Source organism: Streptococcus alactolyticus, assembly GCF_042649785.1.
Lineage (GTDB): Bacteria > Bacillota > Bacilli > Lactobacillales > Streptococcaceae > Streptococcus > Streptococcus alactolyticus.
Window position 1 is genome coordinate 71,447 of the sequence record NZ_JBHRZX010000026.1, and the last position, 13,227, is coordinate 84,673.

General features: G+C 40.6%; 15 protein-coding genes and 1 pseudogene. 9 read left to right on the top strand and 7 right to left on the bottom strand.

Going from position 1 to position 13,227, the window contains the following annotated elements; genetic code table 11:
* The first annotated feature begins 48 nt into the window (after positions 1-48).
* From hisH to ACFORE_RS06225, 6 genes and pseudogenes are all read left to right on the top strand, one after another.
* Complete coding sequence (gene hisH, locus ACFORE_RS06200) at positions 49-663, top strand: imidazole glycerol phosphate synthase subunit HisH (protein WP_154454231.1); 615 nt, start codon at positions 49-51, stop codon at positions 661-663.
* A 24-nt stretch (positions 664-687) separates the two neighbouring features.
* On the top strand, positions 688-1,407 hold the full coding sequence (gene hisA / locus ACFORE_RS06205) for a 1-(5-phosphoribosyl)-5-[(5-phosphoribosylamino)methylideneamino]imidazole-4-carboxamide isomerase (RefSeq protein WP_380435054.1): 720 nt from the start codon (positions 688-690) through the stop codon (positions 1,405-1,407).
* Between the two features lie 3 nt (positions 1,408-1,410).
* The gene (hisF, locus tag ACFORE_RS06210; protein ID WP_264879696.1) at positions 1,411-2,169 is read left to right on the top strand and encodes an imidazole glycerol phosphate synthase subunit HisF; all 759 of its coding nucleotides are present in this window, start codon (positions 1,411-1,413) and stop codon (positions 2,167-2,169) included.
* Positions 2,166-2,486 carry a phosphoribosyl-AMP cyclohydrolase gene (gene hisI / locus ACFORE_RS06215; protein WP_154454234.1) on the top strand — a complete coding sequence of 107 codons (321 nt, stop codon included), beginning with the start codon at positions 2,166-2,168 and terminating at the stop codon, positions 2,484-2,486. The genes hisF and hisI overlap by 4 nt, the downstream gene beginning before the upstream one ends.
* A 21-nt stretch (positions 2,487-2,507) precedes the next feature.
* A complete protein-coding gene (gene hisE / locus ACFORE_RS06220) occupies positions 2,508-2,822 on the top strand; it encodes a phosphoribosyl-ATP diphosphatase (RefSeq protein WP_154454235.1) in 315 nt (104 codons plus the stop codon).
* 227 nt (positions 2,823-3,049) lie between these two features.
* Positions 3,050-5,455 (top strand): annotated as a pseudogene (locus ACFORE_RS06225) (pullulanase); the annotation flags it as partial.
* A 53-nt stretch (positions 5,456-5,508) separates the two neighbouring features.
* Here the strand turns inward: ACFORE_RS06225 and ACFORE_RS06230 are convergent.
* Entirely contained in the window at positions 5,509-6,003 is a 495-nt protein-coding gene (locus ACFORE_RS06230) for an NUDIX hydrolase (protein WP_264879695.1), read from the bottom strand.
* 66 nt (positions 6,004-6,069) lie between these two features.
* Between ACFORE_RS06230 and ACFORE_RS06235 the strand changes: the two genes are divergently transcribed.
* Positions 6,070-7,185: a glycerate kinase family protein gene (locus tag ACFORE_RS06235; protein ID WP_235280560.1), complete on the top strand. Its 1,116-nt coding sequence runs from the start codon at positions 6,070-6,072 to the stop codon at positions 7,183-7,185.
* On the opposite strand, the gene ACFORE_RS06240 is transcribed toward ACFORE_RS06235, so the two are convergent.
* Positions 7,182-7,637 carry a YueI family protein gene (locus ACFORE_RS06240; protein WP_293678448.1) on the bottom strand — a complete coding sequence of 152 codons (456 nt, stop codon included), beginning with the start codon at positions 7,635-7,637 and terminating at the stop codon, positions 7,182-7,184. The genes ACFORE_RS06235 and ACFORE_RS06240 overlap by 4 nt on opposite strands.
* A 203-nt stretch (positions 7,638-7,840) precedes the next feature.
* Between ACFORE_RS06240 and eno the strand changes: the two genes are divergently transcribed.
* Positions 7,841-9,139, top strand: a complete 1,299-nt coding sequence (gene eno, locus ACFORE_RS06245; RefSeq protein WP_154454240.1) for a surface-displayed alpha-enolase — start codon at positions 7,841-7,843, stop codon at positions 9,137-9,139.
* A gap of 88 nt (positions 9,140-9,227) precedes the next feature.
* Here eno and ACFORE_RS06250 read toward each other — a convergent pair whose 3' ends face one another.
* From ACFORE_RS06250 to ACFORE_RS06270, 5 genes are all read right to left on the bottom strand, one after another.
* A complete protein-coding gene (locus tag ACFORE_RS06250) occupies positions 9,228-10,379 on the bottom strand; it encodes a tyrosine-type recombinase/integrase (protein ID WP_380435055.1) in 1,152 nt (383 codons plus the stop codon).
* 124 nt (positions 10,380-10,503) lie between these two features.
* Positions 10,504-11,379 carry a TM2 domain-containing protein gene (locus ACFORE_RS06255; protein ID WP_380435056.1) on the bottom strand — a complete coding sequence of 292 codons (876 nt, stop codon included), beginning with the start codon at positions 11,377-11,379 and terminating at the stop codon, positions 10,504-10,506.
* 134 nt (positions 11,380-11,513) lie between these two features.
* Entirely contained in the window at positions 11,514-12,029 is a 516-nt protein-coding gene (locus tag ACFORE_RS06260) for a hypothetical protein (protein WP_380435057.1), read from the bottom strand.
* A gap of 48 nt (positions 12,030-12,077) precedes the next feature.
* Entirely contained in the window at positions 12,078-12,464 is a 387-nt protein-coding gene (locus ACFORE_RS06265; protein ID WP_380435058.1) for an ImmA/IrrE family metallo-endopeptidase, read from the bottom strand.
* Positions 12,454-12,840 (bottom strand): helix-turn-helix domain-containing protein, encoded by a 387-nt coding sequence (locus tag ACFORE_RS06270; RefSeq protein WP_214262960.1) that lies wholly within the window; start codon positions 12,838-12,840, stop codon positions 12,454-12,456. The genes ACFORE_RS06265 and ACFORE_RS06270 overlap by 11 nt, the downstream gene beginning before the upstream one ends.
* Positions 12,841-13,007: 167 nt before the next feature.
* Here ACFORE_RS06270 and ACFORE_RS06275 point away from each other — a divergent pair, with 167 nt between their 5' ends.
* Positions 13,008-13,157 carry a DUF739 family protein gene (locus tag ACFORE_RS06275; RefSeq protein WP_380435059.1) on the top strand — a complete coding sequence of 50 codons (150 nt, stop codon included), beginning with the start codon at positions 13,008-13,010 and terminating at the stop codon, positions 13,155-13,157.
* Positions 13,158-13,227: the final 70 nt, after the last annotated feature.

The following is a 13,227-nucleotide window of genomic DNA, read 5'->3' on the forward strand; positions in this document are numbered from 1 at the left end:
CACAATGCAGCTTAACTAGGCGGTGTTGTCAGGGCTTTGGTAGCGTAAATGAAAATAATTGTTATTGATTACGATGCAGGAAATACGGCTAATGTGCTGCGAGCCTTGAGCAAAATTGGTATGCCAGCGGAATTGTCCCAAGATGCCAGCAAAATCTTGACAGCAGACGGTCTGATTTTACCAGGCGTTGGGGCCTATCCAGCAGCCATGGCAGAGCTTCACAAACGTGGCTTGGTTTCGGTTATTAAGGAAGCTGTTGCACAGGGGACGCCTTTATTGGGCATTTGTCTAGGAATGCAAGTGCTGACAGAAGTGGGGCTCGAGCACCAAGAAACCGAGGGATTTGGTTTTATTCCAGGGGTCTGTCGTCCCATTAAGGCGACCAAAACCATGCCTGTGCCCCATATAGGTTGGAATGATCTTTCTGTGATCCAAGATAGTCCGCTTACTGATGGACTAGCTAGGCAATCGGTTTATTTTGTGCACAGCTATTTTACAGACGTTCCTAAAGCCTACATCGATGTGACTACTGATTATGGCATGGCTATCCCAGCCATGATTCACAAGGACAATGTGTACGGGGCTCAATTTCACCCTGAAAAATCAGGCGACGTTGGTCTGGGGATTTTAAAAGCTTTTACCCAGCTTTGTGAACAAAAATAGGCAGTAGAAAAAAAGGAGGTTCCTATGCAAATTCTTCCAGCTATTGATATTAAAGATGGGCAAGCGGTTCGCTTGTTCAAGGGCGATTTTCAGCAAAAAACGGTGGTTAATCCTGATGTGATAGACCAAGCCAAGCAGTTTGCTCAAGCAGGGATTCAGTTTATTCATGTTGTGGATTTGGACGGTGCCCTTGATGGCAAGGCAACCAATCGTGAATTAATTGCACGTTTGAAAGAAGTCACAGGATTGGGCGTTGAAGTGGGTGGCGGCATTCGCACCCTTGAACAAATTGAGGACTATTTAAGCCTTGGCATTGACCGTGTGATTATTGGGTCGATGGCAGTAAAAGCGCCAGCTTTTGTGCAAGAAGCTCTCAGTCGATTTGGTAGTGATAAGATTGTTGTTGGAATTGATGCCAAAGATGGTTGGGTGGCGACAGAAGGTTGGCTAGAAACCAGCAATGTTGACTACATTAGCCTAGCCAAAGCCATGGAAAAAATGGGTGTGACCTTGTTTGTCTATACCGATGTTGACCGTGATGGTACGCTAATGGGACCAAATATCGAGCATTATGAACGTCTAGTGTCAGAGCTCAAAATAGCCAAGGTCATCGCTTCTGGTGGCATTTCACAGGTACAAGATTTGGTTAGATTGCAAGCCATTGGTGTGGCTGGTACGGTTGTCGGAAAAGCTTATTACAACGGCAATATCAGCCTTGAGGAACTCAAAGCATTTGGAGGGTGATTTATGCTGAAAAAACGCATTATTCCTTGCTTGGATGTTAAAGACGGACGTGTGGTTAAGGGGGTTAATTTTGTCAATCTCTCTGATGTTGGTGATCCTGTTGACGCGGCGCGTGCTTACTATGAGGCAGGTTGTGATGAATTGGTTTTCTTGGACATTACCGCAACGCACGAAGAACGCGAAACCACGGTGGAAATGGTCAAACGCGTGGCAGAACAAGTTTTTATTCCTTTTACCGTAGGAGGAGGCATTCGCTCGGTAGAGGATATGCAGAAGATGCTTAAAGCTGGGGCGGATAAGGTGGCTGTCAATTCCTCAGCCGTTGCCAATCCTCAACTTATCAAGGATTGTGCAGAGAAATTTGGCAGTCAATGTGTGGTCGCAGCTATCGATGCCCGCAAGGTTTCTGACGGAACTTGGCACGTTTATGTGGCAGGTGGTCGTAAGGACACAGGAATTGACTTGTTAGAATGGGCAAAAACGGTGGTTGAGCTTGGTGCGGGTGAAATTTTGCTGACCAGTATGGATAAGGACGGCACCAAGTCAGGCTTTGATTTGGAGATGCTAAATGCCGTTGCAGATGTGGTCAATGTGCCCTTGATTGCTTCTGGAGGTGCAGGTAAGATTGACCATATCGTTGAGGTTTTTGAAAATACCACTGCCACAGGTGCCCTTGCTGCTTCTATTTTCCACTTTGGCGAAGTTTCAATTGCTGACACCAAAGCTGCCATGGCTGCTGCAGGAATTGAGGTGAGACAATGAGTGAAATAAAACTTGATTTTGCGAAACAAGATGGTCTTGTTCCTGTGATTGTGACGGATTACCAAACAGGACAAGTACTGATGTTAGCCTACATGAACGAAGAAGCGTATCACTTAACATTGGAAACCAAGCAAATGCACTACTGGAGCCGCTCACGTCAAGAAATCTGGCATAAAGGGGCAACCAGCGGTCATTATCAATACGTCAAATCAATCAAAACGGATTGCGACTGTGATACCTTATTGGTTGTCGTTGAGCAAGAGGGTGCTGCTTGCCACACAGGCGCTTATAGCTGCTTTTTCAATCAGATTTTGTAGGCAAAAAGAAGGGGGATATTCATGTTAGATACATTATACCAAGAGGCTAAAGACCGTAAGAACAATCCAAAAGAAGGTTCTTACACCAATTACCTTTTTGACAAAGGCTTGGATAAAATTCTCAAAAAAGTCGGTGAAGAAGCCACCGAAGTGGTTGTCGCTGCCAAAAATGCAGACAAGATAGAAATCGCTAATGAAACAGCAGATGTTCTGTACCATTTGGCAGTAATGTTGGTCGAAACTGGCGTTAGTATTGAAGATGTTGATGCTGTTTTAAAAGCACGCCAAGGTAAGAAAAGCAGGCTTCACGACCGCCCAGAAATTACCAATTATTGAAAGTTTAAATGAAAATAAAGAAAGCCAATATTCACATAGAAAACGCTTGCGTAATTGCATAATATTGTGTATACTGTGAGCAGAAAAAAGGTTTTAAGTGTTTTTTGTTACGTTTGGGGATGATAATGGTCAACGATTGGTTGGCGTCAGGTGTCAGACGCTTCAGCCTAACTTGAGTGTTAATCCCCTTTTCAAAGGCAAAAAACTAGAATGTGTGAGAGGTAGGGGATTACATAATATATATGAAGTCATATGTTTTAAGTACCGTTAGTATTCTGTCTGTTCAGCAAACCAGTTCCAAAAAAGTGGTTATTTTTGTGGATAATCTGATGGGCATTGCTAGAGAGGAACTCTTTCAAACGCTTAGAATGAATGACAAATATGGTCATGACGTCGTGGTTTCTGATATTTTCTTGGATGCTGAACGCAACAGAATTATTGTTGTAGGGGATTTTTCAGAGCATTTAGCCCCTTATTATGTTGATTATTTAGGCGGTTATTTCCGTGCGAAAAAGACTTGGCGATATACGGATTATTTATATGCTTATGATGGGGAATTGGGTACGCGCGTGTCAGATAAAGGTGCGCGTGTTGACTTGACTGTTTGGGCACCAAGCGCCAACCAAGTGTCTGTGATTCTTTATGATAAGGACAATCAAAATAATGTCCTTGCTAAATTGCCAATGACTAAAGGTGCCAAAGGCGAGTGGTCAATCAGTCTGACTTCAGCCACTGGATTAAGCATTTCAGATTACCGTGGTTATTATTACCATTACGAAATGGAACGTGATCGAGAAACCTTCTTGACCCTAGACCCTTATGCCAAATCTTTAGCCGCTTGGAACAGTGATTGGATTGGTCTTGACCCATCGCATAAGGTTGCCAAGGCTGCCATTGTGGACACCGCATCGATTGGCAACCAAAAATTAGACTATGCTCATATCAAAGGCTACACCAAACGTGAAGATGCCATTATTTATGAGGCACACGTTCGTGATTTCACGTCAGACCCAGCTATTGCTGACGACTTGCACCATCCTTTTGGAACCTTTTCAGCCTTCATTGATAAATTGGATTACCTAAAAGACCTTGGTGTTACCCACATCCAGCTTTTGCCTGTGATGAGCTATTATTTCGCCAATGAATTTAAAAATGATGTGTGCTTACTGAATTACGCTTCTAGCAATACCAATTACAATTGGGGTTATGACCCACAAAGTTATTTTGCCTTGACAGGGATGTATTCAGCTGACCCGCAAGACCCACAAGAACGCATTGCAGAATTCAAAGACTTGGTTCATGCTATTCATGAGCGTGGCATGGGGGTTATCTTGGACGTTGTTTATAACCATACGGCTGATCTAGCTATTTTAGAGGACTTGGAGCCAAATTATTACCATTTCATGGAAGAAGACGGCACTGCTAAGACAAGTTTTGGTGGTGGTCGCCCAGGGACAACCCACTACATGACTCGTCGTTTGGTCATGGATTCCGTGCTTTACTGGGTTAAAGAATTCAAAGTGGATGGTTTCCGTTTTGACATGATGGGGGATTTGGATGCCCAAACCGTGCAAATGGCTTACGATGCTGCTAAAAAATTAAACCCTAATATCATTATGCTTGGGGAAGGGTGGATTTCTTATGTAGGTGATAGCAACGATTGGCGTCAACCTGCCGACCAAACTTGGATGTCACAGACAGACAGCGTTGGTTCTTTCTCTGATGACATGCGTAATTTGTTAAAATCTGGCTACCCAAGCGAAGGCTCACCTGCCTTTCTAACAGGCGGTGCAAGGCCCCTAAATCTGCTATTTAATAATATCAAGGCTCAGCCAAATAACTTTTTAGCTGATGATCCAGGAGATGTTGTACAATACATCGCCGCACACGATAATTTGACTTTGCATGATGTGATTGCCAAATCCATTCACAAAGACCCAAGCATTCCTAAGCACGAAGCAGAAATCCAACGCCGCTTGCGTTTGGGGAATGCCCTCATTTTAACCTCACAAGGAACAGCCTTTATCCACTCTGGACAAGAATACGGTCGTACCAAACAATTCCGTGACGAAGCTTACCGTGGACCTGTTGCTCTTGACCAAGTTCCCGCCAAATCAGATTACTTGACTTACGAAGACGGCACACCGTTTGACTACCCTTATTTCATCAGTGATTCTTATGATTCGATAGATGCGATTAACCATTTTGATTGGAGCAAGGCTACAGATAGCGATCATTATCCTGACAATACCCAAAGCAGAGCTTACACCAAGGGATTGATTCACCTGCGTCGCTCAACGGATGCCTTTACCCTGGCCACCAAGGAAATGATTGACCAAAATGTCAGCCTAATCACCATTCCAAATGAAAATGGCATTGGTTACGATGATTTAGTGATTGCTTACCAAACCCTCGCTAGCAACGGCGACCGTTACGCTGTCTTTATCAATGCTGATAGTGTGGCGCGTCATGTTTTCTTGACCGATGCTTACAAAGATCTATTAGCCGCAGAGGTCGTTGTGGACGGGGAGCAAGCTGGAGTGGAAGCCATTCCTGATCCAAGTGGTGTTACGATGACAGAAGATGGTCTAACCCTTGATTCTTTGACAACTGTTGTTTTACGCCTCAAAGAAAACGCTAGCTAAATAAGACAAGCAAAAAGTCAGCCAAAGATGAGGCTGACTTTTCATTTATCCAAAAATAACGATTCTAACATCAAACGATGTGCAGGAACGACGGAATACTTCTCTAAAAAACGCTTGAAATCTTCCTTAGTAACCCACTGATAAGCAATGGTTTCCCCATCTTGAAGGGTTATGTGGTCTTTTGGACAATCCACAAGAGCAACATAACGATCCATAAGGCACTGATCTTCCTTGTAAACAATCCTTTTTGAAAAGGTTAGTTTAGCTGGTACAAGTCCCGTTTCTTCCAGCAACTCCCGCCGAATAGCTTGCTCAGAGTTTTCGCCGTAAAGGGCAGAGCCTGCTGCACTGGCCTCAAAAAAGCCAGGAAAAAGCTTCTTATCAAGATGGCGCTGCATAAACAAAAGGCTACCATCAAGGTGTTGCACCAAACATTTGACAGCCAAATGATAGAATCCATCTGGAATGCTTTGCCCTCGGATTAAGATGTGATTGGTTTTGTGACCATTTGCTAAGTAAGCATCCCATTTTTCCATTTTGTTAACCTCGTAACTTTCAAAAACGTTATAATAGTATTAAAGAAATAAAGGAGAGTGGGTTATATGCATATCCTGATAGCACCCGATTCATTTAAAGAAAGTTTGTCCGCTTCTGAGGTGGCTAAAGCCATTCAGAAGGGGTTTCAAAAAGCTTTGCCAGAGGCGACTTTTGACCGTATGCCGATTGGTGATGGTGGAGAAGGCACCCTAGCAGCCTTGGCAGAAGGTCTGCACCTAGAAAGTCACAGTCACACGGTGACCGGCGCTTTGGGGCAAGCTGTTCAAGCACATTACGCGACAAATGGCCACTTAGCTGTTTTTGAAATGGCTGACATTTGCGGCTTGGAAAAAGTTCCTCTTGTTAAACGCAATCCTTTAACCTTAACCACAGAAGGTGTTGGCGAGATGTTGGCACACCTGATTGACCTTGGTATCACGGATATCATGGTGGGCGTTGGTGGGAGTTCGACAAATGATGGCGGACTGGGTATGGCAGCTGGTCTTGGTTATCATTTCTTTGATGAAGCTGGTCAAGAACTCGCTGCTATTGGTGACAATCTTGGGAATATTGTCAGATTCTTTCGCGATTCTAATTCTCCAGACCTTTCGCAAGTCACCCTTACTATCATTACTGATGTCACCAATCCCTTGTGTGGTCCCAAAGGAGCGACCTACATTTTTGCAGGGCAAAAGGGATTGCCCAAGACTGACTTTGCCCATGTGGATAAGGCCATGGAACAGTTTTACCGCCAATCCTTTCCAGAACTTCTTGATTTGGCAGGAGCAGGAGCTGGTGGGGGTATGGCAGCTGGCTTAGTTGCCTTTGCTGGTGGAAAAATTATCTCAGGTATTGATGCTGTTCTTGATGTGCTTGATTTTGATCGCCGAGTTCAAGCAGCTGATTTGGTTATTGTTGGAGAAGGACGCATGGATCAGCAAAGCCTATCAGGGAAAGCCCCTGTTGGTGTTGCTAGACGCACTCCAAAGGGCACGCTGGTTATTGCTATCTGCGGTAGCTTGAAAGACGATTTGCCTGACTTTCCTGTTGCCAATATCCAAGCCGCTTTTCCAATTATTTCAGGTGTGGACTCCTTGGAAAAGACCTTGGCAAAAGCCCCTCAAAACCTAGAACGCACCGCTCAAAATATTGGCAATCTTTTAGCCTTGACTGATTTTTAATCCTTGTGGAAGAGTCTAGACCAAAAGCCACTTTTATTGGCTTTTTGAGGTTTTTCCTCATCGACGGGCTGTGGAAAGCGCACGGACAATAAAGGATTGTCCACATTTTCTGCCTTGTCAGAATGAACGATGATACCATAAGGCGAATGGGCATTTTTTTCATCAACAATCGTGGCTTGAATAGAAAGGTTTTGAGCCACTTTCATATAATAACATTGGTCCGCAAAAGACAAAGATGGTGAGATTTTGACAAATAAAGTGGTGTATTCTTGGTATAATTCTTTTAAAATGCCTTTAAATCGTCCTTTAGTCGCTTTTAAACGGCTATCTTCTACAGGGATAGACAAAACGACTCGTTCAGCGAAAGTCCCAAAATAAAGCCGTTGTTCATCTGGATTCAAGCGTTTTTCACCTGCTGCAGCGTGCAGCACCTTGTTTTCTAGTTCACTCATATTAACACCTCACATTTATTAGTCTTATTATAGGCTAAATCCCGCTAACTGTCATTTTTTTAACCAAATGAAGTAAGAAAATGGAAATTCACAAAAATATTGTGACAACATTTACAAAAATTCTCGTTTTTATTTGCCTAAGCCGTGATATTATGGTATTATTTGTAGTGTAAAATATTAAAACTCATAAGGAGAGTAACATAATGTCAATTATTACTGATGTTTACGCTCGCGAAGTCCTTGACTCACGCGGTAACCCAACACTTGAAGTAGAAGTTTACACTGAATCAGGTGCATTTGGACGTGGTATGGTTCCTTCAGGAGCTTCTACTGGTGAACACGAAGCAGTTGAACTTCGTGACGGAGACAAATCTCGTTACAATGGTCTTGGTACTCAAAAAGCTGTTGACAATGTTAATAACATCATTGCTGAAGCTATCATTGGTTTCGATGTTCGTGATCAACAAGCAATCGACCGTGCAATGATCGCTCTTGATGGTACTCCAAACAAAGGTAAACTCGGTGCAAATGCTATCCTTGGTGTTTCTATTGCCGTAGCTCGTGCAGCAGCTGACTATCTTGAAGTTCCACTTTACAGCTACCTTGGTGGTTTCAACACTAAAGTTCTTCCAACTCCAATGATGAACATCATCAACGGTGGTTCTCACTCAGACGCTCCAATCGCTTTCCAAGAATTCATGATCGTACCTGCTGGTGCACCTACATTCAAAGAAGCTCTTCGTTGGGGTGCTGAAATCTTCCACACTCTTAAGAAAATCCTTAAAGAACGTGGTCTTGAAACAGCTGTTGGTGACGAAGGTGGATTCGCTCCTAAATTTGATGGTACTGAAGACGCTGTAGAAACTATCATCAAAGCAATCGAAACTGCTGGTTACAAACCAGGTGAAGATGTATTCCTTGGATTTGACTGTGCATCATCAGAATTCTACAACGATGGAATCTATGACTACACTAAATTCGAAGGTGAAGGTGCTGCTAAACGTACTGCTGCAGAACAAATCGACTACATCGAAGAATTGGTTAACAAATACCCAATCATCACTATCGAAGATGCAATGGACGAAAACGACTGGGACGGATGGAAAGAACTTACTAAACGTCTTGGTGACCGTGTTCAATTAGTTGGTGATGACTTCTTCGTAACTAACACTTCATACCTTGAACGTGGTATCAAAGAAGGTGCTGCTAACTCAATCCTTATCAAAGTTAACCAAATCGGTACTTTGACTGAAACATTCGAAGCTATCGAAATGGCTAAAGAAGCTGGTTACACTGCCGTTGTATCACACCGTTCAGGTGAAACTGAAGATTCAACAATCGCTGACATCGCAGTTGCAACTAACGCTGGTCAAATTAAAACTGGTTCACTTTCACGTACTGACCGTATCGCTAAATACAACCAATTGCTTCGTATCGAAGACCAACTTGGTGAAGTAGCTGAGTACCGTGGATTGAAATCATTCTACAACCTTAAAAAATAATTGTTGATATAACAACGTTTTAAGAGCTTATCTGAAATAGATAGGCTCTTTTTTTGTGTTTAAGGGGCAAAAAAGGGGCAAAGTTATTTTAACTTTGCCTGCTATTTGCTATGTGATTCAAAACTTCAACAGCTTTGTTTTTCATATTTTTAGTTACGTGTGTATAAATTTTAGTTGTTGTTTCAGAGTCAGAGTGACCAACTCTATCCATGATTGCTTTCAAAGGAATATTATATTCAGCTAGCATACTGATCATTGTGTGCCTAAAAATATGGCTTGAGATGTGTTTATTTATTGGCCTCTGCAGTCGCTCATTTGCTCTTTGTAAGGATTTTGCGAAAACGGAACTTTGAACAGAATTTCCTGTGTTGGTTACAAAGATAAAATCTGATTTTTCCCATTTGGGGTTTGTCTCTTCTTGAAGCTTATTCATAGATATTATTTCATCTAATATTTCAACTTCTCTATCTGTCAGATAAACAGTTCGATAACTAGCAGTTGTTTTCGGTGTGGTTGGGTTATCATCGTATTTTGTTAACGTGCCATGTATATCAATTGTTTTGTTTTCCTTATGGTAATTTTTGAGCTTTAAAGCTGCAGCTTCCCCAATGCGACAACCGTTAAGTGTCATGAATTCTGAAAGCAGTCCGTATCTGTAAGTTATAGGTTTTCTGTAGAACTCTTTTAACAAGCGGTTAAGTTCGTCTGGTTCCAGGTATTTATTTTCGACTGCTTCCAACTCCTCAGCGGTCTTTCTAGGTTTATTCAACACAATCTTTCGAGCTGGATTATTTTCGATTATTTCCAAAGAAACTGCATAATCAAAGAAAACGTTCAAAAGAGATTTAATTCTATATTTTTGGCTGTACGTCCATTCATCGTTTGAAGTAATGTAATTCTGGATGTATTTAGGTGTTATATTCGAAATTGGAACTTCTAAAGCAAAATCTTTTTTTATTCGTTTGATAGTTGCCAAAGTAGAGTGCAAACTGCTCTTTTTAACCGTCTCTTTATAGATTGGTAACCACTCTTCAAAAACTGTTATAAATAAAGCATCAGTTGTTTTTAGCTTTTCAAGTTTTGAATCAATTTTTTCATTGAGCAGTTTTTGCGCTTCTTTTTTAGCTCGGTTAGAACTACTTTCGAGTGTCACAGATACTTTGCGCCATTTTTCGGTATATGGGTCTTTGTAGCGTTCGAAATACTTGTATTTACCATTAGCTAATTCTTCAATCCACATTGTCTTTTACCTCATTTTCTGTTAAAATGGGTATAGTAAAGAGGCCTCCTGAAATGGCGGTTTCTAAACTATACTTGCTAAGTTCTACACTCAAATTTTGGCGAAGGAGAGTGTAGAACTTTTTTTATTTATAAAGTTGTTCAGTTAATTCAGCTGCATTAGGACTAAAAAATTCCAAATGAGCTGATAATTTTTCTCTACCATCTTGAGTAGGATTTTCAGAATGATAGCGTCTGATGAAGTTTTCTTCTTCCTCATCTAATCCTTGGACCATAGTTTCTAATGCGTTAGCCATTGACTGAGCATTGAAATTTGGATTTTTAGCATAAGTTCTGGAGAAATTTGTGACCTCGTTTAGATTGTCGGATATTTTTTTTACTGTACTAATATATTCTTCAGGATCAAGAGTTGTTTTTAGAGTAGGTTCAAGTACCTCAATTTCGGATAACAACTGCTGAACTTTGTCACAATCAGCAACTGCATCAGAAGGTTTTGCATGCTCAGTAACCACGAAAGAAATATTTCCGTTTTGGTCGCTTGATTTAAAGAGTGTTGCGAATGCTTGGAAAATTCCGATAACCATAGGAATACCAGTCCAACAGAATAACAGTGAAAGGATTCCTTTTTGTTTTTGCCCAGAATAAAAATATTGTGCACCGAAAATACCAAACATAAGAGCTAGGAATATATAAATCCATTTGTTGCATGTATAGGTTACTGTTTTAGTGACTGAAGGGAGGGAAACACTTTGAACAGGTACTGTTTTTGCAGATGAGGTCTTTTTCTTGCTCTTAGTTGTAGTTTTAATACTTTTCAAAGGATCGATAGTAGTCTTGTTATAAATTTTATTGTAAACAGCCTTTTTAGGATTGGTAATCATTCCCATTCCTTTTTTGCCATAAAGTGGATTAACAGCACTCTTCATTTTTCTTTTTACTTTTCCAGTTGTGCGGGCCTTTATACTCTTTTTTAGATTTGGTGTCCTAATTCCAATTTTCATGCAAATTCTCCTTGTAAAAACTGCCCCAATTTCGGAGCTTGAAAAATCTGTTGGCCACCTTTACGGTAGTCCAGGACAAATTTAAGTGAATAACTTTGACTGTATCCGACAGGGAGTGTAGGGATTTTTTTATTTTATTGACCTGTATACTCACCAGTATTTGGGTCTATATAGCCTTGTTCAATTCCCCATTGAACTTGGTCATCATACCATTGCTGACGTGCTTGGTCATCGGCTATTTCTTCATCAGATGGATAATATCCTCCATAGCCAGGAGTGTATCCATATTGTTCTTGAGCTTGTTGAATTTGCTCCTGACTTGGTTGTGCTGGTGTAACAGACTGTTGAGGTGCTTCTTGTTGCTCTTGTGGTTGTTGCTCTGTTTGAGTAGCGGGAACTTCGGCTTGTTGAGCCTCGCTTGTTGATTCACTAGACGATTGAGAAGAAGTGGAAGAACTTGTGCTTGATGTTGAGCTAGAACTTTCTTTTTTCTTTGAACTCTTACTTGTGGTTTGTGTCGTTCTTACTTTGCTTGCCTTTGATTCACTGGTATGTGTCATCGCAAGAGCAGTAGCTATAAGTAAAATTAGGCATAAAAAACCAATAATCAAAATATGCTTTTTTGAAATTTTCTTTAAATAAGATTTCATTTTTAATCTCCTATCATCTTTAACCGTGGTTCAGTTTTGCACGTAGTTTTAACTAACACTTTGTTGAATTTTCCTAAATTCGTCTTGTATCATCGCTTCGCCCCAAGTTGTAGAAATATCATACTGCGTAGCGAAGCGAACCCAATTAAAATCGTAAATATCGGTCGTTTTCAAATAATCAACTAATAACTCATGAATCATAAATCTATCAGCTTGATTCTCGTATTGTAAAAGTAGTCTCTTGTAATGTTTGGGGTCGTGGTTGATATGCCCAAGTTCGTGTAAGATGACTTTTTCACGCTCTTGTTTAGACAATGATTCGTTAATGCATATTCGTCTTAGGTCTGGGAAGTAGAACCCAGACCTTTCCCACATATCAGCAGGGAAAACGAACAATGATATTTTATATTCTTTTAAAAGCTCATCAATCTTCATCTCCCATTACCTCAATTGAAAGTCTAATAATTTGTTCTATTTTTTTAACGTCATCATCAGATAACGGCTTACCGTCAAACATTACGACTTTTTCACGCAAATTTGAAAGGTCAATTGATTCTTTTTTGACATCGGTTGATTCATTAGTATCATATCCCATTAACCAAGCTTCTGATACGCCTAATGTTTTAGATAGAAGAACCAATTTATCTTGGTCTGGAATAGATTTCCCACTAACATATTGAGAGAGGGCGCTTTTACCAAGTTTTATTCCTAATTCTTTTTGGAATTTTTCTGACTGTTTAAGAATATCAACTTGTCTCAAATTCCGTTCATTCATTATTTGAGCTAATCTTTGAGCAGTATTTTCTTTCATAATATATCACCTTTCATGGGTATATTATATAGTACATTTTCAAAAAGTTCAAGAAAAAAGTAAAAAAAGTTCAAAAAAATGAACAAAAAGTCTTGACTTTATTTTTTGGTGGTGTATAATAAAACCATAAAGTTCAAGAAGTTGAACAAAAGAAAAGAGGTTACCATTTGATTTACAAATACGATTATTCTAAATTGAACGGAAAAATTGTTGAAGTTTTTGGCACAAAGAAAAAGTTCGCACAAAACATGAACTTGTCTGAAAAGTCAATATCTGCTAAGACAAACAACAAAGACGACTTTGAAGATAAGGTGTAGGATTAACGATGGCTATTTCCTGTTCGATGAGGTCAAAGAAATGGTCTGAGTTCTTCTCTTGGAAATGAAA

Coding starts and splice junctions, on each gene's coding strand:
- hisH (WP_154454231.1), top strand. CDS start 49: ATGAAAATAATTGTTATTGATTACGATGCAGGAAATACGGCTAATGTG.
- hisA (WP_380435054.1), top strand. CDS start 688: ATGCAAATTCTTCCAGCTATTGATATTAAAGATGGGCAAGCGGTTCGC.
- hisF (WP_264879696.1), top strand. CDS start 1,411: ATGCTGAAAAAACGCATTATTCCTTGCTTGGATGTTAAAGACGGACGT.
- hisI (WP_154454234.1), top strand. CDS start 2,166: ATGAGTGAAATAAAACTTGATTTTGCGAAACAAGATGGTCTTGTTCCT.
- hisE (WP_154454235.1), top strand. CDS start 2,508: ATGTTAGATACATTATACCAAGAGGCTAAAGACCGTAAGAACAATCCA.
- ACFORE_RS06230 (WP_264879695.1), bottom strand. CDS start 6,003: ATGGAAAAATGGGATGCTTACTTAGCAAATGGTCACAAAACCAATCAC.
- ACFORE_RS06235 (WP_235280560.1), top strand. CDS start 6,070: ATGCATATCCTGATAGCACCCGATTCATTTAAAGAAAGTTTGTCCGCT.
- ACFORE_RS06240 (WP_293678448.1), bottom strand. CDS start 7,637: ATGAGTGAACTAGAAAACAAGGTGCTGCACGCTGCAGCAGGTGAAAAA.
- eno (WP_154454240.1), top strand. CDS start 7,841: ATGTCAATTATTACTGATGTTTACGCTCGCGAAGTCCTTGACTCACGC.
- ACFORE_RS06250 (WP_380435055.1), bottom strand. CDS start 10,379: ATGTGGATTGAAGAATTAGCTAATGGTAAATACAAGTATTTCGAACGC.
- ACFORE_RS06255 (WP_380435056.1), bottom strand. CDS start 11,379: ATGAAAATTGGAATTAGGACACCAAATCTAAAAAAGAGTATAAAGGCC.
- ACFORE_RS06260 (WP_380435057.1), bottom strand. CDS start 12,029: ATGAAATCTTATTTAAAGAAAATTTCAAAAAAGCATATTTTGATTATT.
- ACFORE_RS06265 (WP_380435058.1), bottom strand. CDS start 12,464: ATGAAGATTGATGAGCTTTTAAAAGAATATAAAATATCATTGTTCGTT.
- ACFORE_RS06270 (WP_214262960.1), bottom strand. CDS start 12,840: ATGAAAGAAAATACTGCTCAAAGATTAGCTCAAATAATGAATGAACGG.